Below are 22,854 nucleotides of genomic sequence, written 5' to 3' on the forward strand. Positions count from 1 at the left end.
CAGGTCAAACGTCGGGGACTATCCGTCCCTGCTTGTTCGCGGCAGCCGCGCCCGGCCTCACGGCGCGTCGTGGCAAACGGCTTCGATACGGTTGCCGGATGGGTCCGACAGAAAGGCGGCGTAGTAATGCGGGTGGTAGTGGGGGCGCGGGCCGGGGGCGCCTTCGTCACGCCCGCCGTGGGCCAGCCCGGCGGCATGGAACGCGTCCACCGCGGCGCGGCTGGCGGCCTTGAAGCACCAATGGCGGCGCGCCGGCGCGCTCGGCGACGCGGCCGGATCGGCCTGCACGCTCAGGTAGGTGTGGCCGGAATCGCCGGGGCGGCAGCGTTCGCCGTAGCCCAGCGCGTCGGCGTGGTCGTAGACCTTGGCCGCGCCCAGGGCGGCCATGACGGCGTCGTAGAAGGGCCGGGCGGTGTCGAGCCCGGCGACGCTGATGGAGACGTGATCCAGCAATTGCATGGCGGCTCCGAGTGGTGGATCAGGCGCGGGCGGCCGCGTTGTGATCCAGCCATTTGCGCACCGAGGGCCGCTGCCATTGGATCTCGACATACTCGCGCAGCGGGTCGGGCAGGCCGTCCTGCCACAGGCGGCGCAGCGCCACCGCCAGGTCCAGGTCGGCGATGCACCAGTCGTCGAACAGGCTGGCCTGGCCCGCGCCGATCAGGGCGCCGGCCACGTGGATCAGCTTGGCCGCGGCCGCATGGCCGGCGTCGGACAGGGGTTGTCCGGCGGCGCCGTAGAACACCGATTCGGTCGGCCGTTCCTGGCGCAGGGCGCCCAGGTCGCTGCGCAGCCAGGCCTGCAGCTGGCGGGCGCGGGCGCGCTCGCGCGGCTGGGCCGGGTACAGGGCGGTACAGGCCGGCGCCGGATGCAGGTCTTCCAGGTACTCGGTGATGGCGGTCGATTCGGTCAGGTTGAAATCGCCGTGGGTCAGGGCCGGCACGCGCGCGGTCAGGGCGCGGCACTGGTAGGGCTGCATGCGCTGTTCGCCCGCGTCCAGATCGATCAGGCGGACCTCGAAGGGCAACTGTTTTTCGGCCAGCGCCACATAGGCCGACATGGCGTAGAGGCTGAGGAACTGGGAATCGACGTACAGCGTAAACGGGGCGCCCAAGTGGATCTCCGGTCAGGCGATTGAAAAAACTCCAACGTTGCGCCTTCGGCTTGCTGCCCCGGAAAAGGGGCTTTCATCTCGAAGCGGCGCGGCGTTGAAAAAGGGGTGCGTAGCGCAAAGCGTAACGCAACTGAAATTTCGCGTGTCGCGCCGGCGCGTCAGTCGACGATGAACAGCCTGGCGCCGGTGGTGGTGGACGAGCGATGCGGCTCGGCCTGGTCGGCCACCTGGTAGCTCATGCCGGGCGTCAGCACGAAGGTGCGACCGTCTTCCAGCTCGGTATGCAGCTCGCCTTCCAGGCAGAACAGGATGTGGCCCTTGCTGCACCAGTGGTCCGCCAGGTAGCCCGGCGTGTATTCGACCATGCGCACGCGCAGGTCGCCGAACTGGCGGGTGCGCCAATAGGCCATGCCGGTGTCGCCGGCATGTTCTGTGGCTTCGACCTCGGACCAATCGGTGGTGCCGAAGGGGATGTTGCTCATCTTCATGTGTTTTTCCCTTGGGGGCGGCGCGCCCCGCGCGCCGCGAATGGAGGACTCAGGCGGCCAGCTTCTTCTGCCAGAACATGGCGCGGCCGGTGTCTTCGTCCAGCGAATAGCCTTCGTAGCCCAGCTTGCGGTACAGGCCCTGGGCCACGTCGTTGCCTTCCAGCACTTCCAGCGTGATCTTGCAGCAGCCCAGCCGGCGGGCGCGGTCTTCCAGCGCGGCCAGCAGCTGCTTGCCCACGCCCTGGCCCTGGAACCGGGGCGACACGCCCAGGTCGTGCAGGTTGACCAGCGGACGGCAGGCGAAGGTCGAAAAGCCCTCGATATAGATGGCCACGCCGGCCGCCTCGCCGTCGACCCGCGCCAGCAGGGCGCGCGCCGTCGGCCGCTTGGCCAGTTCCGGAATCAGGTTGCGCTGGGCGTACTCGGGCAGGGGCGTGTTGCCGCCCATGGGGCCGCTGGCGTATTCGTTGAGCATGGCCAGCACCTGCCGGCCGTGTTCCGGGTTGTTGAAGTCGACGTCGATGATTTCCAGCACGATCGGTTCCTGTTCATTGGCGATGGCCTGCCGGGCCCGGCGGCGGGCGCGGCAACCGTCCATTATGCGCGAAGCCGCGCGGCTGACGAAACGCATTGAAAAATCGCACCGTAACCCCTATCTTCTTTCCATTCAGAGCCGAATCCGGCGCGAGCCGCCTTTGGCTGCAACCCTTACCATGGGCTGGGAAATGGAGTTCAAGGACTACTACAGCATTCTTGGTGTGGAGCGCGGCGCCTCCGAAGACGAGATCCGGCGCTCCTACCGCAAGCTCGCCCGCAAGTACCACCCCGACGTCAGCAAGGAAAGCGACGCCGAGGCGCGCATGCGCGACGTCAATGAAGCCTACGACGTGCTGCGCGACAAGGAAAAGCGCGAGGCTTACGACAATCTCGCCGCCGGCGTGTCGCCGGGCGGGGGCTTTCAGCCGCCGCCGGGATGGGACGAGGGCTTCGAGTTCCACCGCGGTCCGGCGTCGGGCGAAGAGGCCCAGTTCAGCGAATTCTTCTCGTCGCTGTTCGGCGGCCGCGGCCGCCGCGGCGCGCCGGGCCAGGGCCCCCAGCAGGAATTCCGCGCCCGTGGCGACGACCACCACGCGGCCATCGAGGTCGACCTCGAAGACGCTTTGCAGGGCGCCACCCGCGACATCAGCCTGCGCTCCATGACGGTGGACGACCAGGGCCGCCCGCAGGTGCAGACCCGCACGCTCAGTGTGCGGATTCCCGCGGGCGTGCGAGAGGGCCAGTTCATCCGCCTGGCCGGGCAGGGCATGCCGGGCTACGGCGGCGGCGAGAACGGCGATCTGTACCTGGAGGTCCGCTTCAAGCCGCACGCCCGCTACCGCGCCGAAGGCCGCGACCTGTACATGACGCTGCCGGTGGCGCCCTGGGAGGCGGCGTTGGGCGCCAAGGTCAATGCGCCGACGCCGGGCGGCACGGTCGAGGTTTCGGTGCCCGCGGGGTCCGGCAACGGCCGCAAGCTGCGGCTGCGCGGCCGCGGCATTCCGGGCGATCCGCCCGGCGACCTGTACCTGGTGCTCGAGCTGGCGCTGCCGCCGGCCGACACCGAAGCGGCCAAGGAGGCCTACCGCAAGATGCAGCACGACCTGCCGTTCAACCCGCGGCGCCACCTGGGGGTCTGATCATGAAGAAAGTCGTCATCAGCAGCGCCACCGTGGTGGGCAAGTCGCAGCCGCTCAGCGCCGACGACCTGGCCCGCGCCTGCGGCGCGGAAGTCGAATGGGTCGCGCAATTGGTCGAGGTCGGCATCGTCGACGCCAGCGGGCCGCGTCCGGCCGAATGGCGCTTCTACAGCGTCGACCTGCAGCGAGCGCTGGATGCGCGCCGCCTCGAGCGCGACTTCGGCGCCGGCCTGGATGCCGTGGCACTGATCCTGGATTTGAGCCAGGAAGTGCGCCGCCTGAAGGCGCAACTGCGCGCGCTGGGCGCGACCGGCGAATAGGGCGGACGGCGGACAGGCGCCTGGCCGCCGGTGACGGTACTGGCCGCGGCTGGGCGGCCTGCGGCACAATGGCCGCAGGGGCCGCGCCCCGGAACCAGGAGACCGCCCATGCTGACCCTCTATCACGCCCCGCGCTCGCGCTCTTTCCGCATTCTCTGGCTGCTCGAAGAGCTGGGCGTGCCCTACGACACCGAGATGGTGTCGATCCGCCGCCGCGACGGCTCCGGCCATATCCCGCCCGACTACATCGACATCCACCCGCACGGCAAGGTGCCGGCGCTGGTGCACGACGGGGTGCCGGTGTTCGAAACCCCCGCCATCGCGCTTTACCTGACCGACCTGTTCCCCCAGGCCGGCCTGGGTCCGGTCATCGGCGATCCGCAACGCGGTCCCTACCTGACCTGGCTGGCCTACTCGACCGGCGTGTTCGAGCCCGCCATGACCGAGCGCGTGTTCAAGACGGCGCACCAGCAGGGCACGATGGGGTGGGGCTCGGCCGACGAGGTCGAACAGGTCGTGACCCGGGTGCTGCAGGCCCGCCCGTATTTCCTCGGCGAGCATTTCAGCGCCGTCGACATCGTGCTGGGCGGCACCTTGCAGTTCATGATGCAGATGAAGGTGATTGCCGAAAACCCGGTGTTCTCGGCCTATGCCGAGCGGCTGGCGGCGCGTCCGGCGATGCACCGCGCCTTGCAGCGCGACGGTGACATCGGCGAAGGCTGACTACCCGAGCCGGGCGCGCAGGTCCGCCTGCCATTGCGACGGGCGGCCCAGGAAGCGCGACGGTTCCAGCAGTTCGCAGGCGCCGTCGCGTTCCAGCGCCAGCGTCGGAAAGCCCGAGCCGCGCAGCCGCCCGAGCAGCGCGCGGCTTTCGGCAATGTGGCGATCGGTGGCCGCGCCTTCGGTGGCGGCATAGGCCTCCTGGAAGGCGGCGCCATCCAGGCCGGCGTCTTGCGCCAGGCGCCGCAGTTCGGCCGGGTCGGCGATGCGCCGGCCCTCGACGTAATGGGCCCGTTGCAGGCGTTGCAGCAGGTCCAGGCCACGGCCGCCCAGCAATTGCGCCGCCAGGATGGCGGTGGTGGGCGGGGCCGAGTCGAATACCGCGCCGCTGTCGCGCAGCAGGCCGTCGAAATAATCCGGACCGAACTGCTGGCCGGTCAGGCCGGCGATGCGTTCGTCATGCGGCATGACGTAGCGCCGCAGCGCGTCGGTGACCGGCTGGCGGTTGCCGCCGGTCATCATGCCGCCGCCGTGCAGCGCAATGGCCAGGCCGTCGATGCCGCGGGCGGCCTGCACCAGCGGCGCGGCGCCATAGCACCAGCCGCAGAGCGGGTCGTAGATGTAATGCAGGATGGGGAAAGGGGTAGCCATGGCGCCATGGTAGGGGCGCGTCCGCGCGGGACATAGCCCGCCGCGGTAGCCACTGTGTTGCGCCGGCCGCGCAGATCGTTCGCGCGGCCGGTGGCGGCGTCAGCCGGCGATCTGCACGCCGATCCAGAACAGGCCGGCCGCCAGCAGCATCGAGGCGGGCAGGGTCAGGACCCAGGCCAGCAGGATGTTGCGCACCGTGCCGCCCTGCAGGCCGCTTTTGTTGGCGATCATGGTGCCCGCCACGCCCGAGGACAGCACGTGGGTGGTGGAGACCGGCAGGCTGAAGACGTTGGCCAGGCCGATGGCGCCGACCGCGGTGAGCTGCGCCGACATGCCTTGCGCGTAGGTCATGCCCTGCTTGCCGATCTTCTCGCCCACCGTCAGCACCACGCGGCGCCAGCCGACCATGGTGCCGGCGCCCAGCGCCAGCGCCACCGCCACGATCACCCAGAAGGGCGCGTATTCGGTGGTGGCGGTCAGGTCGGCGCGCAGGCGCTGCAGGTCGGTGCGTTCACGCGCCGGCAGGCCCTCGATGCGCGCCACCTTCTTGGCGGTGTCGTCCAGGCACAGCAGGTAGCGGCGCACGTCGATGCGCTTGGCGGCGGACAGGTCGGCGTAGTTGCTGACGCCGCGCAGGTCGGCCTGCAGCGCGTCGATGGTGGCCAGGGTCAGTTGCGGGTCGCAGCGGAAATTGCGCGGCAGGTCCGAGGCGGAGCCGGCGCGCTTGAGCGCCAGGAAGTCGCCCAGCATGGCTTCGTTGCGCTGGTAGAAAGCGCTCAGGTGGGTGGCGGCGTCGCGGGTGCGCTCGATCTGGTAGGTGGTGCTGTTGGTGTCCAGCACGAAGTTGGCCGGCACGATGCCGATCAGCACCAGCATGATCAGGCCGATGCCTTTCTGGCCATCGTTCGAGCCGTGCACGAAGCTCACGCCCATGGCCGACAGCACCAGCACCAGGCGGTTCCAGAACGGCGGATGTTTCTTGTTGTCGATGGCGCGGCGCTGTTCCGGCGTCTTGTGCATCTTCGACAGCGGCAGCCAGCGCTTGAGCGCCAGCAGCAGGCCGCCGGCCACCAGGAATCCGGCCACCGGCGACACCACCAGCGAGGCGCCGATGTCGATCGCCTTGCCCCAGTTCACGCCATCGGCCAGCGGCAGGTCGGTGATCAGCGCGTTGGCCAGGCCCACGCCCAGGATCGAGCCGATCAGCGTGTGCGAGCTGGAGGCCGGGATGCCGAAATACCAGGTGCCCAGGTTCCAGGCGATGGCGGCGGCCAGCATGGCGAACACCATGGCCAGCCCGCGGCCGGTATCGACGTTGATCAGCAGTTCGACCGGCAGCAGGTGGACGATGGCATAGGCCACGCCCACGCCGCCCAGCAGCACGCCGAGGAAGTTGAAAATGCCCGAGAGCACCACCGCCAGGTGGGGCGGCATGGCCTTGGTGTAGATGACCGTCGCGACGGCGTTCGCCGTGTCGTGGAAGCCATTGATGAATTCGAAGGCCAGGACGAACGTCAGGGCCAGGACGAGGCTGAGGCCGACCCAGAGATCTAGGCCGTGGAAGAGGGAGGGCATGGGGGGGCGGGGAGAGGTTCCGGCGAGCCCAGATTATTACAGATTTGTGACCTGTCCCCGGTTGCTGGGGGCAATTTTCTCGACGCCTTTCCGACGGGGCTCCCGCCGCGCGGGGCCATGGCGGGTTGGCCGGGGCCCGGGCGCCGGCCAGCCCGCTAGAACTTCTGGTACTGGAACTCGATTTCCAGCGGCTTGCCCAGATTGGCCGACGTGTCGGCCTGGATCATCATGACCGCCAGCAGGCCCAGGTAGAGCAGGCACAGCCACAGGGTTTTTCTCATCGCGCGGCGTCCTTGGCCAGGGAAGGGGTATCGGGGAACGGGTTCACGGGCGGAAGACCTCGGCGATGCGCTGGTTGACACGCAGCCAGCCCAGTTCGCCCAGGTGCTGCACGTCGCGCAGGGTGCCGATCTCGTAGGGGGCGTCGTACATGTTCATGCAGGCCATGGCGTAGCGCGCGCACAGCGCGTCGACCTGGCGCTGGATCGGGGCGAAGCGGTCCAGGTCCTTGAACACCAGCGGGTGCAGCGGCTGCATCACGAACAGCGCGTTGACGCCATGGTTGCGCAGCAACCGCATCAGCGCCTCCAGTTCGCGCAATTCGTCCTTGCCGGTCAGCGGCCGCGGCAGGAAGGCGGTCTTGCCGCCGGCCGGGACGGCCTGCAGGTATTTGTCGAAGAAATCGTCGCGCACGGCATAGCGGTTGCGCGCCATCCGCGCCTGTTCGGCTTCCTGCGCCTCGCGCGCCAGGGCGTCCCAGTCGACCACCCGGGCGGCCGCCGCCGGGCCCGCCGCTTCGGTCTCGGGCGCCGGGGCGGCATGGGCCGGCGTCCACAGGTCGACCAGCCGCTGGCGGAACACATAGGCCTGCTCGGCGGCCATCGACCACGCCACCCGGGCATCGCCCTTGTCGCGCAGCCAGCGCGCCAGTTGCTCGCGGCCCTCGGGCTGGCGCACCAGGCGCGGCAGCAGGGGATTGGCATGTTCGCGGAATTCGTCCGGCCCCAGGCCGCCGTCGCCATCGAACCAGCCGGGCGACACCATGATCACCACGCGCGAGGCCGGCGACAGGTCGTCGGCCAGCGCCGCCAGCACCAGTTGCATGCCGAGCGACTGGAAGCCCGAATGGCCGTAGGCCATGACCGGCATGCGCAATTCATCGGCCAGGAAACGGTAGGGCACGAAGCGCAGGTCGGTGCTGGTGAGTTCCGACGACCCCATCACCACCAGCCGGTCGCCGGTGCGCAGCGCCTGGCTCAGGCGCGACAGGTTGCGGGTCTGGTCCTGCAGGGTATTGCCGAGGTTGTGGATGTAGACGCCCGTTGCCGCGTCCGGCGCCGGGCCGGTGCGCAGGGCCAGCCCGTGCCAGGCGCCCAGGCCCGCGGCCAGCGCGACCGTCAAGGCCAGCGCCGCCGCCAGCGCATGCTGCCCGAGTGTGCGTTTGAACATGAGGAACCAGGAGGCGCGGCGCGCGGGTCGGGGTGGAAGGGAAGATTGTGAGCGGATGTTATCCAGCGCCCATGACCGATACAAGCGCGCAAACCCGGGGATTCCCCTTTTTGCCACAGGGACGGCAGGCCCGTCCGCGGGCCCAAGGGGGGAGAATGCGCTAGCATCCTTGTCTGGCGGACTCCTGGATTACCAGGATTGACCGCGTCCCGGCCCGCAGGGACGGTGGTTGCCGCCATCCGCCCACTCCACCCCTCGCCTGCCCATGACCGCCCCTGCCCGCATCGCCCGCCGCCACCCCGACGAACTGATCATCGGCCTGGTGTCGATTTCCGACCGCGCCTCGGCCGGCGCCTACCAGGACCAGGGGTTGCCGGCGTTGCGCGAATGGCTGGGCGGGGCGCTGGCTTCGCCGTGGCAGGCCGTGGAGCGGCTGATTCCCGACGAGGCGGGGCGCATTTCCGACACCCTGATCGAACTGGTCGACACCTGCGGCTGCGACCTGGTCCTGACCACCGGCGGCACCGGCCCGGCGCGGCGCGATGTCACGCCCGAGGCCACGCTGGCGGTCGGCACCAAGGAAATGCCGGGCTTCGGCGAACAGATGCGCCAGATCAGCCTGCGCTTCGTGCCCACGGCGATCCTGTCGCGGCAGGTCGCCGTCATCCGCGAACGGCCATCGCACGCCGCCCTGATCGTCAATCTGCCGGGCCAGCCCAAGGCGATCCGCGAAACCCTCGAGGGCCTGAAGGCCGATGACGGCACGGTGCTGGCGGCGGGCATCTTCGCGGCGATTCCCTACTGCATCGATCTGATCGGCGGCCCCTACGCCGAGACCCATCCCGAGGTCATCGCGGCCTTCCGCCCCAAGTCGGCGCGCCGTCCGCAACCGTCGCCGGACGCTGCGGTATAGTTGGCCGCCTCTTTCCATTCATTGCCAGAGAGTCCCGATATGAAGGTCCGTACCGCCTTGTCCCTTGCCGCCGCCGTGCTTGCCGTGTCGGCGTGCGCCAACGTCAAAGACGTCCGCCAGCGTGATCCGGTGTTCTACGGCTCGACCCAGCGCACGGCCGAGGACTACACCAACTGCGTGGCCGACGCCTGGAAGAGCCTGGACGTGAATTTCGAACGCAAGACGGTGCGCAACGGCTTCGAGCTGATCCAGTCGGACAGCCTGGGCGTCGAGGCGGTGCTGACCACCACCACCTGGAAGGGCAAGACCGAGGCCCGCCTGTCGACCCGCATCGCGCGGCGCGACCAGACCTTGATCGAACCCGCCAACCTCTGCCTGCAACAGTGATGCCGCAACGCCGAGACATGCTGCGGCTGGGCCTGGCCGCGGCGGCGGTATGCCTGGCGCTGCCGGCCCGCGCCAGACAGGCGCCCGCCGCGCAGGCGGGCGGCTACATCAGCCGCAAGCTCAACGCACCGGTGCCGGGCGGCGTGGCCGTGCTGGCGCTGGGCGACGCCGCGACGGCGCCCGAGGTCACCTACCGCGACCGCCGCGTGCTGGTGGTGCGCGAAGACGGCAAGCAATGGATCGCCGTGGTCGGCATCCCGCTGGCGGTCAAGCCCGGCCCGCAGGAGGTCACCGTGCGCGACGCCGGCGGCTCGCGCCAGTTGCCCTTCACGGTGGGCGCCAAGGAATACGTGGCCCAGCACATCACGCTGAAGAACCCGCGCCAGGTCAATCCCGATCCCGACGACATGAAGCGCATCGAGCGCGAAATGGCCGAGCAGAGCGCGGCCAACCGCGCCTACCGCGCTGGCGTCACGCCCAGCAACGTGCTGCTGGACCGGCCCGTCAGCGGCGGCCGCCTGTCCAGTCCGTTCGGCCTGCGCCGCTTCTTCAACGGCGAAGAGCGCAATCCGCATTCCGGGCTGGATTTCGCGGTGCCGGCCGGCACGCCGATCAAGGCGCCGGCCGCGGGCGTGGTGTCGCTGGTGGGGGATTACTTCTTCAACGGCAAGACGGTCTTCCTGGACCATGGCCAGGGCTTCGTCAGCATGTTCTGCCACATGTCGGCGATCGACGTGACGGTGGGCGATAGCGTCGCGCGCGGCGGCGTGGTCGGCAAGGTCGGGGCCACCGGCCGCGCCACGGGGCCGCACTTGCACTGGAATGTCAGCTTGAACGATGCGCGGGTCGATCCCGCGATCTTCATCGGCGCCTTCAAGCCCTGACGGGGGCGGCGTCCTCAGGCGGGGGCGGCGGCCTGCTCGGGCCGCAGCGCTGCGGCATCCTGCGACTGCTGCAGCGCGATGCGGTGCAGGATGTACTGGTGCATGCGCTCGGCGTAGCGCATCTTTTCCAGCATGTCGTGCAACTGCACTTCCTGGTCATCCAGGCAGTTGTCGTACTTGGTCTTGGCCTCGGCGTAGGTCAGGCCGGTATTGCGCAGGCTGTTGATGAACGCCTCGCGCGACTGATGCAGCAGGCGCAGGCCTTCTTCCCCCTTGGCGAAGCGTCTTCGCGTCAGGGAGAGCTGGTCGGCGGCTTCCTTCAGTTCCTGGGTCAGATCCATCTTGCTGCGTATGCGTTGCCGCCGGGCCGGGCGCCGGGCGGAGCGCCATTCTTTCACGAACCGGGGTCTTGCGCATTACTACGGCAGCGCGCGGGCGGGCTTAAGGCCGCGTGGCGCGCCAGGGCGGGGCGGAAGGCCGGCACATGCCGGCCCCGCGGTTTCTCAGCGGCGATGCTGCTGGGGACGGCTCGGGGCGGGGCCGCGCTCATCCTTGTGGCGGAAGTTGATGCGGCCCTTGGTCAGGTCGTACGGCGACATTTCCAGGGTGACGCGGTCACCGGCCAGGATGCGGATGCGGTGCTTGCGGATGCGGCCGGAGGCGTAGGCGCCCACTTCGATGCCGTTATCCAGGGTGACGCGGTAGCGGCTATCGGGCAGCACTTCGTCAACGATGCCATCCAGTTCGATGAGTTCTTCTTTAGCCATTCTCTACTCCTTGATCAATACGCGCCGCCATGCCGTCGGCATGGCGCGCCACCGGAGCGGCGAGCGCGTCGGACTCTGATAGCCAGGTCCAGCGGTTGAACGTAAAACGTCCGGGCAAGCGCGGGTATGGGCCATGGCATCCCGAGTGGATGTCTGAAATGACGGATACTCGCGCCGCGAGGGCAGTGTGCGCGCGATGCGCAGCTTGGTCGCGGGTTGGCGCTTGTGGCGCGTCGCCGGAAGAAGCGGGTTGGAGTGTCTGCTGCAACGGCGCGCGGCGCGGGTTGCGCCATGGGCCAGGGGCAGGTTTCACCCAAGAAAACCGGTTGCAGCGTCGCAGGTATGCCAGGCGAAAGTCCGGCATGGCCCGTAGTAACTGCGGGTAGGCGCTCGACGTGAACGAAGCCCGGTTTTTGCGGAAAAATCACGCACTTATGTTACTGCAAAGCGCAATGATTAGCCAGTTTTTATCCGGCTTCGTGGCGTGATAGTTGCTATTGAACGACTGACCGGCTTTTCATTGCGCGGGGATGCGCGCCTGGTAGTCGGCTTCCCAGCGCAACAGCGCCGACCAGAAGGGGCCCGGTTCGCGCCCCGCCAGGCGGGCCGACAGTACTCCCAGATGCGTATGCCAGCCGCCGGCTACGTCGATCATGCCGGCACGCGAAGCCAGTTTGCGATGGGTCAGCACCAGGCGGGTGTCGTCCCCTTGTGGGGACAGTTCGAACGTCACTTCGGACGGTTCGCCGGGCGAGCCTCCCCAGGTGAATGCCAGCAGCCGCGGCGGCTCGCAACGCGTGATGACGCCGTGGGTGGTGACGCCGTTCTCGTACGGCCTGTATGGCTCGGGGGTGGGCTCGGCCACGGACGACAGGTCGGCATGGACGAAACGCAGCGTAACGCCGCCGCCTTCGCGCAATTCCATGTCGCCGGTCGCCAGCCACAGGCCGCGCTTGTCGGATTCGGTCAGGAAGGCCCAGACCCGTTCGACGCTGGCGGGCAGCACGCGGGTAAAGCAGAGGGACGTGGGGCTGGTGACGACACCGTATTCACTCATGTTGGCTCTCCGGGGGAGTCCGGCCGGGGCGCATGGGCGGCCAGCGCGGCTTCAAGCGCGTCCAGCCTGCCCGACCAGAAATGTTCGTAGAAACGCAGCCATTGCATGGCTTCGGCCATGGGGGCCGGCTCGAGGCTGCACACGTGGCTGCGGCCCTTGACGGTGCGCCGCAGCAGGCCGGCCCGTTCCAGCGCCTGCACGTGCTTGGAGGCGCCGGCGAAACTCATGCGCAGGGGCGCGGCCAGTTCACCGATGGTCCGGTCTCCGCCCGCCAGGCTTTGCAGCATGTCGCGGCGCGTGGGGTCGGCCAGCGCGCGAAAGACGGCATCGAGGGAGGAAGGCATTGATTCAACCATAGGGTTGAATATAGCCTGCCGTTCATATCGAATTCAACTGTTTGGTTGAATTTTATGTAACCGCGTGGGGCAAGGCCGCTTCGGCATCTTCATAGGCCCCCGGATAGCGCGGCAGGTTGTCGGTGATGTCGAACCACGGCGCCTTGCTGGCGACGTGGCAATGCGCGGACGGCCTGATGCCCGGGTCGTCGTCCAGGGCGCCCAGCGGCAGGCCGTAGATGTCGGGCGTCTGGTCGAAGCGGCTGAGCAGCGGCGTGCCGCAGGCCTCGCAGAAGCCGCGGTAGTTGCCGGGCGACGAGCAGTACCAGGTGACGTGGTTTTCCCCCTTGGTCCAGGCGAAGTCGGCGGCCTGCACCGTGGCGCGGCTGCGGAACGCGGCGCCGTGCGACTTGCGGCACATGGCGCAATGGCAATTGAGGGCGTCGGTGAGCGGGCCGGTGATCTGGTAGGCAACGCGGCCGCAGAGGCAGGAACCGTTGAGCATGATGACCGCCTGTCGGGAAGAGGGGATGCCTTGAATATACCCGGGGCCCGCGACAGCGGCGCGGCCATATATGACGGATGTCTTTCAGTTGGTTGCCATGGCCCCTATTTTCCGCCAAATGATTCGATCCCCGGGTCATCGCGTTGTCATGCCGCGAAAACAGAATGCGCGAATGAACCAGACCAAGGGGATTCAACGATGACCTACGCCATCGAAGTACAGGGGCTGAGCAAGTCCTTCCATCCCGGCGCGCGGGCGCTGGACAACGTCGACCTGCGCGTGGCCGACGGCGAGATGGTGGCATTGCTGGGTGCCTCGGGCTCCGGCAAGTCCACTCTGCTGCGCCACCTGGCCGGCTTCGTGGTGGGCGACGCCGGGCAGGGCAGCGTGACCGTCAATGGGCAGCTGATCCAGCGCCACGGCCGCCTGTCGCGCAATGTGCGCGGCGCCCGCGCCGGCATCGGCTTCGTGTTCCAGCAATTCAACCTGGTGGGCCGCCTGCCGGTGATCACCAACGTGCTGACCGGCCTGCTGCCGCGCGTGCCGATGTGGCGCAGCCTGACGCGTGTGTTCCTGCGGGCCGAAGTGCGCCAGGGGCTCGACGCGCTTGCCCAGGTTGGTATAGACGACTACGCATTTCAGCGCGCCTCGACGCTGTCCGGAGGCCAGCAGCAGCGCGCCGCGATCGCCCGCACGCTGGTGCAGAACGCCCGCGTGATCCTGGCCGACGAGCCGATCGCCTCGCTCGATCCGGAATCGTCACGTCGCGTGATGGACACGCTGGCGCAGATCAATCGCAGCCGCAAGGTGGCCGTGGTGGTCTCGCTGCACCAGGTCGATGTCGCCCTGCGCTACTGCCCGCGGGTGGTGGCGCTGCGCCATGGCAAGGTGGTCTACGACGGTCCCTCGGCCGAGCTGACGCCGGCCATGCTGCGCGACCTGTACGGCTCGGAATTGAGCGAGCTGCTTCCCGAATACACGCCGCAGGTCCTGCCCATGCCGGGCCTGGCGCCGCTTTCCCGACAGGCCTGCGCGGCCTGACCTTACCCGTTCCCTACCCGGAGCTTTCCATGCTACGCAGAACCTTTGTTGCCCTGATCGCCGCTGCCGCCTTGTCCACGCAAGTCCATGCGCAAGAGGCCAAGCCGTTGAACTTCGGCATCATTTCGACGGAGTCGTCGACCAATCTGAAGTCGGTGTGGCAGCCCGTCATCGACGACCTGAGCCGCGCCATCGGCGTGCCGGTCAAGCCGTTCTTCGCTTCCGACTACGCCGGCATCATCGAAGGCATGCGCTTCAACAAGGTGCAGCTGGCCTGGTACGGCAACAAGTCTGCGATCGAAGCCGTGGACCGCGCCAGCGGCGAAGTGTTCGCCTCGGTGATCGACAAGGACGGCAACCCGGGCTACTGGTCGCTGCTGATCGTCAACAAGGACAGCGACATCAAGAGCTTGGACGACCTGCTCAAGCGCCGCGGCCAGCTGACCTACGGCGCCGGCGATCCCAACTCGACCTCGGGCACCGCCGTGCCCGGCTACTACCTGTGGGCCGCCAACAAGATCGAGCCCAAGACCTTCTTCAAGGCCGTGCGCGTCAGCAACCACGAGACCAACCTGCTGTCGGTGATCAACAAGCAGGTCGACGTGGCCGTCAACAACACCGAGGCGCTGGAGCGCTATCGCCTGAGCACCGGCAAGGACGCCAATGACAGCGTGCGCATCCTGTGGAAGTCGCCGCTGATCCCGGCCGATCCGCTGGTCATGCGCACCGACCTGCCGGCCGACATGAAGGCCAAGATCCGCGACTTCTTCGTCAACTACGGCAAGGGCAAGGACGCCGCGCGCGAGATGGCCAACCTGAAGGCGCTGACCTACCAGGGCTTCCGCGCCTCGGACAACCAGCAGTTGGTGCCGATCCGCCAGATCGAACTGGCGCGTGAAAAGGCCAAGATCGAGGCCGATGCCACCATCGGCCAGGCCGAGAAGCAGAAGCAGCTGGCCGAGCTGGACGCCAAGCTGGCCAGCCTGGGCCAGCCGACCGCCAAGCAGTAACGATGCCACGCGGCGCCGGCGCTTGCCCCTGAAGCGCCGGCGCCGCGTCCATCCGATTTTTCTATTCCGGAATCCCCATGACCCTGGCCGTGCCTTCTTCCCGTTCCCCCGCCGCGCCGCGCTCGTCGCTGCCGGTCCTGCTCGTATGGGCCTTCGTGCTGGCGCTGCTGGTGATGTCCTGGCGCGGCGCCGACATGCGGCCGCTGGACCTGTTGCGGGACTCGGGCAACATGGCCCAGTTCGCGGCCGACTTCTTTCCGCCCAATTTCCGCGACTGGCGCATGTACCTGGACGAGATGATCGTGACGGTGCAGATCGCGGTGTGGGGCACGTTCCTGGCGATCGTGGTGGCCGTGCCGCTGGGGCTGCTGTGTTCGTCGAACATGGTGCCGGCCTGGGTCTACCAACCGATGCGGCGCCTGATGGACGCCTGCCGCGCCATCAATGAAATGGTGTTCGCGATGCTGTTCATCGTGGCGGTGGGCCTGGGGCCCTTCGCCGGCGTGCTGGCGTTGTGGGTGCACACCACCGGCGTGCTGGCCAAGTTGTTTTCCGAGGCGGTCGAGGCCATCGACCCGCGCCCGGTCGAGGGCGTGCGCGCCACCGGCGCCAACGCGCTCGAAGAGATCGTCTATGGCGTGATCCCGCAGGTGCTGCCGCTGTGGATCTCGTACTCGCTGTACCGCTTCGAGTCGAACGTGCGCTCGGCCTCGGTGGTGGGCATCGTCGGCGCCGGCGGCATCGGCACGGTGCTGTGGGAAATCATCCGCAGCTTCCGCTATGCGGAAACCTGCGCGGTGATGATCATCATCGTCGGCTTCGTGGTCGTGATCGATATGGCGTCGGCCCGCATCCGCCGCGCGTTGATCTGAAGGCCGGGGCGCGCCGCGGCGCGCCCCTTTGGCTCAGTCGGCCGGCGTGAGCGCCAGGAAGGCGGGCAGGGCCAGCAGTCCCGCCAGCCGGGCGGCGGCGATGTCCGCCGGCGCCAGCGCCGCGCGCGGCATCAGGAAGTTGACGGTGCCCAGGCAGGCGCCGTCGAACACCACCGGCACGTTGATCACCGATTGCAGGCCGAGCGCCTGGATGGCGTCGTGATCGTCGAAGAACTCGCGGATCGCGTCGCTGCCCTCGCCGATGAAGACCTTGCGTTCGAGCAGGACGTGGCGGCCCCAGGCGGTGCCGCGCTTGTCCTTGCTGCCGCCGGGCGGATAGGCGGCGGGGTTTGAGCTGTACAGCCGCACCACCCGCATGCGTTCGGCGTCATGGCGGTTGATGGTGCACAGCGTGTGCCCCAGCGTGGCGTGGGCGTGCGTGTCGAGCGCGGCGAAGGCCGCCGGGGCCGAGGCCGCGTCATAGGCTTGCGCGAGGCGCTCGACGGTGTCGGACGTGATGCTCATTCGGCGGTGATTCCCAGTTCCTTGATGAGCTTGCCGTACTTGTCGGCATCGCGCGCCAGCACCTGGCCGAACTGCTCCGGCGTGGTGTCCAGCAGCAGCACGCCCATGTCGCCCATCTTCTTGACGACGTCGGGCCGCTTGAGAATCTTGTTGATCTCCTGGTTCAGCCGCGTCGTCAGTTCCGGCGGCATGCCGGCCGGGCCGAAGGCGCCGTACCAGACCGACAGTTCGTAGCCGGGCAGGGTCTCGGCCACGGTCGGCGCCTCGGGCAGCAGCGGCGAACGCTGTTCCTCGGTGACGGCCAGCAGCTTGAGCTTGCCGGTCTGCACGTGCGGCAGGGTCTGGGTGCCGGCGCTGAACAGCACCTGGGTGCGGCCGGCCACCGTGTCCAGCACCGCCGGCGCGCCGCCGCGGTAGGGAATGTGCATCATCTTCACGCCCGCGGCCTTCTCGAACAGCGCGGCGCTCAGGTGGTTGGTCGAACCCTGGCCGGCCGAGGCGTAGGCCACCTTGTCGGGGTTGGCCTTGACGTAGTCGATGAATTCCTTGACGTTGGCGGCCGGCACCGAGGGATGCACCACCATGGTGTTGGTGACCAGCGCCAGTTCGGCGATCGGCGTGAAGTCCTTGACGCCGTCGAACGGCATGTTGCCGTAGAGCGCCTGGTTCATGGTGTGGGTGCTCATCGAGCCGACCAGCAGCGTGTAGCCGTCGGGTTTGGCGCGCGCGACGAAAGTGCTGCCGATGTTGCCCGAGGCGCCCGAGCGGTTCTCGACGATGACGGGCTGGCCGAGCGATTGTGTCAGTCCTTCGGACAGCACGCGCGCCAGGATGTCGGTGGAGCCGCCGGCGGCCCACGGCACGATCAGCGTGATCGGCTTTTCGGGCCAGGCGGCCTGCGCCAGCGCGGGCGCGGCGCACGCCACGGTGAGGGCGCAGGCGCGCAACAGTCGTCGGATGGTTTTCATGGTGTTTACCCCTTGCGATAAGGCCGGTCTCGTCGCCGGCTGGATGGAAAATCGGTTCATCGGCCGACCGCGTAGCCCTGCATGCCGCGCGGGTTGGCGGCGGCGCGCAGCAGCAGGCCGCCGCCGGCCGCGGGCTCGCGGGTGCAGGCGCTGATGCGGCCTTCGGACCAGTTGGGGCCGACACGCAACTCATGGCCGGCCTCGCGCAGCGCTTGTTGCGTGGCTTCGGCCAGGCGGCCCTCGACCGTCAGGCGGTTCAGCGTCAGCGCGCGCGGCCAGAACGAGCCCGGGAAATGATCGATGTGCCAGGACGGCGCATCGATCGCCTCCTGCAGGTTCAGGCCCATGGCATGGCGCAGGAAGAAGGCCACCGTCCACTGGTCCTGCTGGTCGCCGCCGGGCGTGCCGAAGGCCATGTAGGGTTGGCCGTCGCGCAACACCAGGCCGGGCGACAGCGTGGTGCAGGGCCGCTTGCCGGGTTGCAGCTGGCCGGGCACGCCGTCGTCCAGCCAGGTCATCTGCAATCGCGTGGTCAGCGGGAAGCCCAGCGCCGGCACCACCGGGCTGGACGACAGCCAACCGCCGGACGGCGTGGCCGCGACCATGTTGCCGTCGCGGTCGATGACGTCGATCTGGCAGGTATCGCCGACGAAGATCTCGCGCGCGGCCCATTCCGCCACCGGCGGCAGCGCCGCGAAAGTCGGCTCGCCCACGCCGAAGCGCGTGTCCGAGGCAGCCAGCGTGCGGGCGGCGGCCTCCAGGTCGGGCAGGCGCGGCGCCCGGCCGGCGGGAGAGCCGGGTTGCAGCGTGGCGGCGGCGCGGGGGCCGATGCCGCTGGCGCGCGCCCGGGCGTAGTCGTCGCTCAACAATGCGGCCAACGGCACGTCGACGAAATCGGGATCACCGTACCAGGCGGCGCGGTCGGCGAAGGCCAGCTTGGCGGCTTCGGCCACGCGGTGCACGAACTGCGGCGAGGCCGGGTCCAGGCCGTCCATCTCCAGGTGGCGCAGCAGCGCCAGCTGTTGCAGGTGTACCGGGCCTTGCGACCACACGCCGCACTTGGCCACGGTGTAGCGGCCGTATTGCAGCGTGACGGGATCGTCGTAGCGGGCGCGCCAGTCGGCCAGGTCGGCCTTGCGCAGCAGGCCGCGATTGCGCTGGCCGGTGGTGTCGCGCACGGCTTCATGGGTGTAGTAGGCGTCTATCTCGTCGGCCACGAAACCGCGGTACCAGATGGCCAGCGCGGCATCGATGCGGCCATTGCGGTCGGTTGCCGCCGCGTGCGCCTCGTCCAGGATGCGGGTGTAGGTGGCGGCGATGGCCGGCGTGCGCAGCAGCGCGCCGGGCGCGGGCACCTTGCCGTCGGGCAGCCAGACGGCGGCCGAGCTGGTCCATTCGTCGCGGAACAGGGCCTGCACCGCCAGGATGGCCTGCGAGATGCGCGGCACCAGCGGAAAACCGTTGCGGGCGTAGTCGATGGCCGGGCGCAGTACGTCGGCCAGTTCCCAGGTGCCGTAGTCGCGCAGCAGGGTCAGCCAGGCGCCGAACGCGCCGGGCACGGTGGCGGGCAGCAGGCCGATGCCGGGCACCAGGTCCACGCCCAGTCCGCGAAAGTAGGCGGGCGTCGCCAGCGCCGGCGCCGGTCCCTGGCCGCACAGGGCGCGCATGCGGCTCTCCCGTTCGCTCCACAGCAGGATCGGCACTTCGCCGCCGGGGCCGTTCAGGTGCGGCTCGACGATCTGCAGCGTGAAGCCGCCGGCCACCGCGGCGTCGAAGGCATTGCCGCCGCGCTCCAGCACGCCCATGGCGACCTGCGAGGCCAGCCAGTGGGTGGACGAGACGACGCCGAAGGTGCCGCGGATTTCCGGACGGGTGGTGAAGGTGGACATGGACGGTACGGGCAAGGATGGGTTTCGTCGCAGTATAGGAGCCTGAAATAACTCAGGAAGCCATTGTTGGCATAATTGAATAACCAATCAGTTATAGGAATGCGCCCGTGACCTGGGATGCCGCCCGACTTGCCAACCGCCTGCGTCAACGCCACCTGGTGCTGCTGGAAAACATCGCCCGCCACGGCACGCTGACGCGCGTGGCGGCGGCCACCGGCATCAGCCAGCCGGCCGCCACCAAGGCGCTGGCCGAGCTGGAGGCCATTTTCGGCGCGCCGCTGTTCCTGCGCACCGGGCGCGGCATGCAGCCCACGCCGCTGGGCGAGCTGGCGCTGGTGCGCGCCCGGCGCATGCAGAGCGACCTGGACCTGTGGGCGCGCGAGGTCGAGGCGCTGCACGATGGCCGGGCCGCCCACCTGCACGTGGGCGTGGTGCCGTATGTATCGAGCGCGCTGCTGACCGCGGCCATTGGCCGGCTGCACCAGCGCCATGGCGTCACCCTGACGCTGCACCGGGCGACGACCGATCACCTGGTGCCGATGCTGCGGCGGCACGAACTCGACTGCGTCATCAGCCGCGCCACGTCGACGGTGGCGCAAGATGACCTGGACCATCGGGTGCTGTACCGGCAGCGGCCGCGCGTGATCGCGCACAGCCGCCTGGCGCAGCGCCTGGCGCGGCGGGCGCCGGACTGGGCGCAACTGGCGGGGATGGACTGGGTGCTGCCGGCGGTGAACACGCCGACGCGGCAATTGATCGTCGAACACTTCATCCGCGCCGGCCTGCGCTCGCCATCGCCGGTGCTGGAGGCCTATTCCACCGACGTGATCGAAGGCATGCTCAGCGCCAACCCCGCGCTGGTGTCGGTGGTGCCGGAAGACATCGCGCGCGAGCTGTGCCAGCGCGGCAAGCTCGGCATGGTGCCGTGGGATTTCGGTTGGGAGCTGCCGCCCATCAACCTGATCCGCCGCCGGCGCGAGCAGGCGCTGGCGGCCGAGGAACGCTTTTCGGACATCCTGCTGGAGTTGTGCGCGGACCTTGGCCAGGACGCGCGGCCGCGGGCTTGAGGCGTGCGGCCGCGTCCGGGCTGCCTGGCGCTCCGCGCGGTCTATGCGATGAGGCGGCCGCGGGCGATATCCAGCAATTCGGCGGCGGCGGCTTCCGGCGCGCCGTTGTTGGCGACGCGCAGCAGGCGGCAACCGTCGGGGACGGGGAAGTCCTGCGCGGCGCGCAACAGGCGCTGGCTGATCTGTTCAGGGGATTCGCGGCCGCGCGCCGCCAGCCGCTGCGCTAGCCGCGCGGGATCGACGGTGATCTCCACCGCCGTCAGCGCCGGATAGCGCCGGTGCGCTTCGGCCAGGTGGGCGCGCGAGCCGTTGACGATGACGGCCGCGCCGCCGTCCAGCCAGGTATCGACCTCGATGCCGATGCCGTAATGCAGGCCGTGGCTGGCCCAGCGCAGGGCGAAGCAGCCCAGTGCGGCGCGGCGCGCGAATTCATCGACGCTCAGGCGCAGCGCGTCCTCGCTGGCGCCGCTGTCGCGGGTGATGTAGCGGTGCGCCACCAGCACCGGTTCGTCGCCGCGCAGGCCGGCGCGCAGCAGCCGCAGCAGGGTGTCCTTGCCGCTGCCGGACGCGCCCATCAGGTAGACCAGGCGTTCGCCGCTGGCGGGAACGGGCGGGTTCATGCCGCGGCTGGTCCTTCCAGGTAGGCCGCGCCCGCCGCGTCGACGTGGCCGCCGTCGAAGCGGTAGTGGCGCGCCGCGATGAAGTCGGCGCCCGCTTCCGGCTGTACATACACGCTCACGCCGGGCACCGGCATGGGCTGGCCGCGCAATGGGTCGGCGAAGGCGGCGATGCCTGCCCGGGCCTGTTCCAGCGCTTCGCCGTCGAGCTTGCCGGTCAGCGTGATGTGGAAGGTGAAGGTATCGAACACGTAGGGGTAGCCCCAGCGCGCCAGCATGGCCTGCTGTTCGGGCGATAGCGCATGCGCCTGGCGCCGGGCCAGTTCGTCGGCGCCGGGCGCGGCGCGCAGGTCGTCCAGGCCGCGCACGGCGGCGGCGGCCAGGGCGTTGATGCGGGCGCGGCCGTCGGCGTCGGAGGATGCGATGCGCCAGGCCAGGAAGCCGCGCAGCGGCTCGCATTCGAGCTGGATGCCGAAGGCGCTGTCGCCGGCGGCGAGGCGGCGCGCGGCGGCGTCCACATCCCGCGGCGTGGCGCCGGCGCGCAGCCGGAAGGGCGGCTTCAGCGTGGCGTGCAGGCCGTAATGGCGCGGCGCCGCGGTCCAGTCGCGCGCGGCCTCGGGCTGGCCGGGCAGTGGCGGCAGGGCCGCGCCGGTGTCGGCGCAACGGCCCAGCCAGCGGCTGCCCAGCTCACGCCAGGGGCCGGTGGGGGCGAGATACAGCGCGTAGCGGTGGGCCGACGGCATGGTCAGGCCGCCATGCGCTGGTGGCGGTCGTCGCCGAAGGCGCGGGTGGCGTAGCGCAGCTCGCCGCCGACGATGGCGGCGCAGACGCGCGGCAGTCCGGGCACCTGGTCGTCGACCACGATGGCGTCGGCGATCAGGCCGGGCGCCAGCATGCCGCGATCCTGCAGGCCGGCGGCGCGCGCCGGGTTCAGCGACACCAGGTTCCAGGCCTGCTCCAGGGGCAGCACGCCGTCGTTCACCAGGCGCAGCGCCGCCGCCAGCGGCGCGGGGTAGTAATAGTCGGAGGTCAGGATGTCGCACAACCCGGCGCGGACCATTTCGGTGGCGCTGGGGGCGTTGGTGTGGCTGCCGCCGCGCACCACGTTGGGCGCGCCGAACACCACCGAGTTGCCCAGGTCGCGGGCCACGCTGGCGGCGTCGCGCGTCAGCGGGAATTCCGCCACGCCGCAACCCAGTTGGTGGTAGTAGCGGCGGGTGGCGGCGTCGGGATCGTCGTGCGAGGCGACCCGCAGTCCGGCCGCCTGGGCGCTGGCGGTCAGCTCGCGCATGGCGTCGGCCACCGAGTCGGCCGCGCCCATGGCGCGGCGGATGCGCTCCTGGAAGGTGTCCAGGTCGCATTCGGCGCGGTCGGCGTATTGCAGCAGCTTGCGGTCATCGCCCAGGCGGCGCGCCATGCTGGGCAGGTGGTCATTGAGGGCGACGAAGCGCACGCGGCCGTCGCGGATCCATTGCTGGGCGGTCTCGACGCCGCCGACGTGGTGGGTCTCGAAGCGCAGATGCACGTAGTGGCGCGCGCCCATGAGGTGCCGCATGCGTTCGAGCGCGGCGAACATGCGCTCGGCGTAGGCCTCGCCGCGCAGGCCGCCTTCCCACGACAGCGTGACGCCGTGGAATTCGGTGGTGATGCCGTTGGCCAGCAACTGGCGGTCGACGTCGAACAGCGCGCCGTCGTAGGGGAAGGTGACGCTGGGGCGCGGCATGATGGCGCGCTCGAAGGCATCGCCGTGCAGGTCGACGATGCCGGGCAGCACCAGCAGGTCGCCGGCGTCGAACCAGGCCGCGCCGCGCGCGGGCGTGCCGCCGGCGTCGTCGATCAGTCCGGCGTGGAATCGCAGGCTGGCGTGCTCGATGCCGCGCGGGGTCAGGATACGTTGGCCTGTGACACCGGCCAGGGGCGAGGGGGCGTGTGCTTGGTTCATGAAGGGAAGTTAGCGGTGTTGCATTACAACCAGATGTCTAGATGAGTGAAATCGCCGTGCCGCCCGCGCGGCCGCCGGAAAG

The 22,854-nt window shown here is 69.4% G+C and carries 29 protein-coding genes; 10 read left to right on the forward strand and 19 right to left on the reverse strand.

Annotation, left to right across the window (positions count from 1 at the left end; translation table 11 throughout):
• Positions 1–57: 57 nt before the first annotated feature.
• The 4 genes from DK459_RS10815 to DK459_RS10830 form a co-directional block, all read right to left on the reverse strand.
• Positions 58–459: a VOC family protein gene (locus DK459_RS10815; RefSeq protein WP_006385598.1), complete on the reverse strand. Its 402-nt coding sequence runs from the start codon at positions 457–459 to the stop codon at positions 58–60.
• A 19-nt stretch (positions 460–478) separates the two neighbouring features.
• Positions 479–1,114, reverse strand: coding sequence for a glutathione transferase (yfcF, locus tag DK459_RS10820; RefSeq protein ID WP_110134713.1), 636 nt, complete (start codon positions 1,112–1,114; stop codon positions 479–481).
• 158 nt (positions 1,115–1,272) lie between these two features.
• The gene (locus tag DK459_RS10825; RefSeq protein WP_053499157.1) at positions 1,273–1,602 is read right to left on the reverse strand and encodes a DHCW motif cupin fold protein; all 330 of its coding nucleotides are present in this window, start codon (positions 1,600–1,602) and stop codon (positions 1,273–1,275) included.
• 49 nt (positions 1,603–1,651) lie between these two features.
• Positions 1,652–2,137 (reverse strand): GNAT family N-acetyltransferase, encoded by a 486-nt coding sequence (locus DK459_RS10830; protein WP_035181972.1) that lies wholly within the window; start codon positions 2,135–2,137, stop codon positions 1,652–1,654.
• 190 nt (positions 2,138–2,327) lie between these two features.
• On the opposite strand from DK459_RS10830, the gene DK459_RS10835 reads away from it, so the two are divergent.
• The 3 genes from DK459_RS10835 (at position 2,328) to DK459_RS10845 (ending at position 4,321) form a co-directional block, all read left to right on the forward strand.
• Entirely contained in the window at positions 2,328–3,278 is a 951-nt protein-coding gene (locus DK459_RS10835; protein ID WP_047993273.1) for a DnaJ C-terminal domain-containing protein, read from the forward strand.
• Positions 3,279–3,280: 2 nt separating this feature from the next.
• A complete protein-coding gene (locus DK459_RS10840; RefSeq protein WP_006385593.1) occupies positions 3,281–3,598 on the forward strand; it encodes a chaperone modulator CbpM in 318 nt (105 codons plus the stop codon).
• Between the two features lie 108 nt (positions 3,599–3,706).
• A complete protein-coding gene (locus DK459_RS10845) occupies positions 3,707–4,321 on the forward strand; it encodes a glutathione S-transferase family protein (protein ID WP_006385592.1) in 615 nt (204 codons plus the stop codon).
• On the opposite strand, the gene DK459_RS10850 is transcribed toward DK459_RS10845, so the two are convergent.
• The 4 genes from DK459_RS10850 to DK459_RS10860 all read right to left on the reverse strand — a co-directional run bounded on the left by DK459_RS10850 (position 4,322) and on the right by DK459_RS10860 (position 7,993).
• Positions 4,322–4,969 (reverse strand): DsbA family protein, encoded by a 648-nt coding sequence (locus tag DK459_RS10850; protein WP_006385591.1) that lies wholly within the window; start codon positions 4,967–4,969, stop codon positions 4,322–4,324.
• A gap of 99 nt (positions 4,970–5,068) precedes the next feature.
• Complete coding sequence (locus DK459_RS10855) at positions 5,069–6,544, reverse strand: inorganic phosphate transporter (RefSeq protein ID WP_006385590.1); 1,476 nt, start codon at positions 6,542–6,544, stop codon at positions 5,069–5,071.
• A gap of 155 nt (positions 6,545–6,699) precedes the next feature.
• The gene (locus DK459_RS31125; protein WP_020926707.1) at positions 6,700–6,825 is read right to left on the reverse strand and encodes a hypothetical protein; all 126 of its coding nucleotides are present in this window, start codon (positions 6,823–6,825) and stop codon (positions 6,700–6,702) included.
• A gap of 43 nt (positions 6,826–6,868) precedes the next feature.
• Positions 6,869–7,993: a D-alanyl-lipoteichoic acid biosynthesis protein DltD gene (locus tag DK459_RS10860; protein ID WP_024070150.1), complete on the reverse strand. Its 1,125-nt coding sequence runs from the start codon at positions 7,991–7,993 to the stop codon at positions 6,869–6,871.
• 265 nt (positions 7,994–8,258) lie between these two features.
• On the opposite strand from DK459_RS10860, the gene mog reads away from it, so the two are divergent.
• Genes mog through DK459_RS10875 form a run of 3 tightly spaced genes read left to right on the forward strand, consistent with a single transcriptional unit; the run spans position 8,259 to position 10,177 of the window.
• A complete protein-coding gene (mog, locus tag DK459_RS10865) occupies positions 8,259–8,906 on the forward strand; it encodes a molybdopterin adenylyltransferase (protein ID WP_006385588.1) in 648 nt (215 codons plus the stop codon).
• A gap of 39 nt (positions 8,907–8,945) precedes the next feature.
• Positions 8,946–9,293: a hypothetical protein gene (locus DK459_RS10870; RefSeq protein WP_006385587.1), complete on the forward strand. Its 348-nt coding sequence runs from the start codon at positions 8,946–8,948 to the stop codon at positions 9,291–9,293.
• The gene (locus tag DK459_RS10875; RefSeq protein ID WP_199234276.1) at positions 9,293–10,177 is read left to right on the forward strand and encodes a peptidoglycan DD-metalloendopeptidase family protein; all 885 of its coding nucleotides are present in this window, start codon (positions 9,293–9,295) and stop codon (positions 10,175–10,177) included. Before DK459_RS10870 ends, DK459_RS10875 begins: the two co-directional genes overlap by 1 nt.
• Before the next feature lie 14 nt (positions 10,178–10,191).
• Here the strand turns inward: DK459_RS10875 and DK459_RS10880 are convergent, their stop codons facing one another.
• From DK459_RS10880 to DK459_RS10900, 5 genes are all read right to left on the reverse strand, one after another.
• On the reverse strand, positions 10,192–10,518 hold the full coding sequence (locus DK459_RS10880) for a hypothetical protein (RefSeq protein WP_006385585.1): 327 nt from the start codon (positions 10,516–10,518) through the stop codon (positions 10,192–10,194).
• Positions 10,519–10,680: 162 nt separating this feature from the next.
• Entirely contained in the window at positions 10,681–10,944 is a 264-nt protein-coding gene (gene infA / locus DK459_RS10885; RefSeq protein ID WP_006385584.1) for a translation initiation factor IF-1, read from the reverse strand.
• A 517-nt stretch (positions 10,945–11,461) separates the two neighbouring features.
• Positions 11,462–12,001: an SRPBCC family protein gene (locus tag DK459_RS10890; RefSeq protein ID WP_006385583.1), complete on the reverse strand. Its 540-nt coding sequence runs from the start codon at positions 11,999–12,001 to the stop codon at positions 11,462–11,464.
• Positions 11,998–12,357, reverse strand: a complete 360-nt coding sequence (locus DK459_RS10895; protein ID WP_006385582.1) for a helix-turn-helix transcriptional regulator — start codon at positions 12,355–12,357, stop codon at positions 11,998–12,000. The genes DK459_RS10890 and DK459_RS10895 overlap by 4 nt, the downstream gene beginning before the upstream one ends.
• Before the next feature lie 52 nt (positions 12,358–12,409).
• Positions 12,410–12,841: a GFA family protein gene (locus DK459_RS10900; protein WP_024070146.1), complete on the reverse strand. Its 432-nt coding sequence runs from the start codon at positions 12,839–12,841 to the stop codon at positions 12,410–12,412.
• Between the two features lie 198 nt (positions 12,842–13,039).
• On the opposite strand from DK459_RS10900, the gene phnC reads away from it, so the two are divergent.
• The 3 genes from phnC (at position 13,040) to phnE (ending at position 15,764) form a co-directional block, all read left to right on the forward strand.
• Positions 13,040–13,882: a phosphonate ABC transporter ATP-binding protein gene (gene phnC / locus DK459_RS10905; RefSeq protein WP_006385580.1), complete on the forward strand. Its 843-nt coding sequence runs from the start codon at positions 13,040–13,042 to the stop codon at positions 13,880–13,882.
• A 29-nt stretch (positions 13,883–13,911) separates the two neighbouring features.
• Positions 13,912–14,892, forward strand: coding sequence for a phosphonate ABC transporter substrate-binding protein (gene phnD, locus DK459_RS10910; protein ID WP_006385579.1), 981 nt, complete (start codon positions 13,912–13,914; stop codon positions 14,890–14,892).
• Positions 14,893–14,969: 77 nt separating this feature from the next.
• The gene (gene phnE, locus DK459_RS10915) at positions 14,970–15,764 is read left to right on the forward strand and encodes a phosphonate ABC transporter, permease protein PhnE (RefSeq protein ID WP_020926712.1); all 795 of its coding nucleotides are present in this window, start codon (positions 14,970–14,972) and stop codon (positions 15,762–15,764) included.
• 33 nt (positions 15,765–15,797) lie between these two features.
• Here phnE and DK459_RS10920 read toward each other — a convergent pair whose 3' ends face one another.
• From DK459_RS10920 to DK459_RS10930, 3 genes are read right to left on the reverse strand one after another with little or no spacing between them, the layout of a single operon-like run.
• Positions 15,798–16,289, reverse strand: a complete 492-nt coding sequence (locus DK459_RS10920) for a hypothetical protein (RefSeq protein WP_024070144.1) — start codon at positions 16,287–16,289, stop codon at positions 15,798–15,800.
• Complete coding sequence (locus DK459_RS10925; RefSeq protein WP_024070143.1) at positions 16,286–17,257, reverse strand: tripartite tricarboxylate transporter substrate binding protein; 972 nt, start codon at positions 17,255–17,257, stop codon at positions 16,286–16,288. The genes DK459_RS10920 and DK459_RS10925 overlap by 4 nt, the downstream gene beginning before the upstream one ends.
• 56 nt (positions 17,258–17,313) lie before the next feature.
• Positions 17,314–19,146: a gamma-glutamyltransferase family protein gene (locus DK459_RS10930; protein ID WP_024070142.1), complete on the reverse strand. Its 1,833-nt coding sequence runs from the start codon at positions 19,144–19,146 to the stop codon at positions 17,314–17,316.
• 107 nt (positions 19,147–19,253) lie between these two features.
• Here DK459_RS10930 and DK459_RS10935 point away from each other — a divergent pair, with 107 nt between their 5' ends.
• Positions 19,254–20,213 (forward strand): LysR family transcriptional regulator, encoded by a 960-nt coding sequence (locus tag DK459_RS10935; protein WP_024070141.1) that lies wholly within the window; start codon positions 19,254–19,256, stop codon positions 20,211–20,213.
• Between the two features lie 41 nt (positions 20,214–20,254).
• Here the strand turns inward: DK459_RS10935 and phnN are convergent, their stop codons facing one another.
• Genes phnN through DK459_RS10950 form a run of 3 tightly spaced genes read right to left on the reverse strand, consistent with a single transcriptional unit; the run spans position 20,255 to position 22,772 of the window.
• On the reverse strand, positions 20,255–20,833 hold the full coding sequence (phnN, locus tag DK459_RS10940) for a phosphonate metabolism protein/1,5-bisphosphokinase (PRPP-forming) PhnN (RefSeq protein WP_006385572.1): 579 nt from the start codon (positions 20,831–20,833) through the stop codon (positions 20,255–20,257).
• Positions 20,830–21,573, reverse strand: coding sequence for a DUF1045 domain-containing protein (locus DK459_RS10945; RefSeq protein WP_024070140.1), 744 nt, complete (start codon positions 21,571–21,573; stop codon positions 20,830–20,832). Before DK459_RS10945 ends, phnN begins: the two co-directional genes overlap by 4 nt.
• A 2-nt stretch (positions 21,574–21,575) precedes the next feature.
• Complete coding sequence (locus DK459_RS10950; protein WP_020926717.1) at positions 21,576–22,772, reverse strand: alpha-D-ribose 1-methylphosphonate 5-triphosphate diphosphatase; 1,197 nt, start codon at positions 22,770–22,772, stop codon at positions 21,576–21,578.
• Between the last annotated feature and the right edge of the window lie 82 nt (positions 22,773–22,854).

It is taken from the genome of Achromobacter sp. RW408 (assembly GCF_003184165.1).
GTDB lineage: Bacteria > Pseudomonadota > Gammaproteobacteria > Burkholderiales > Burkholderiaceae_B > Achromobacter > Achromobacter xylosoxidans.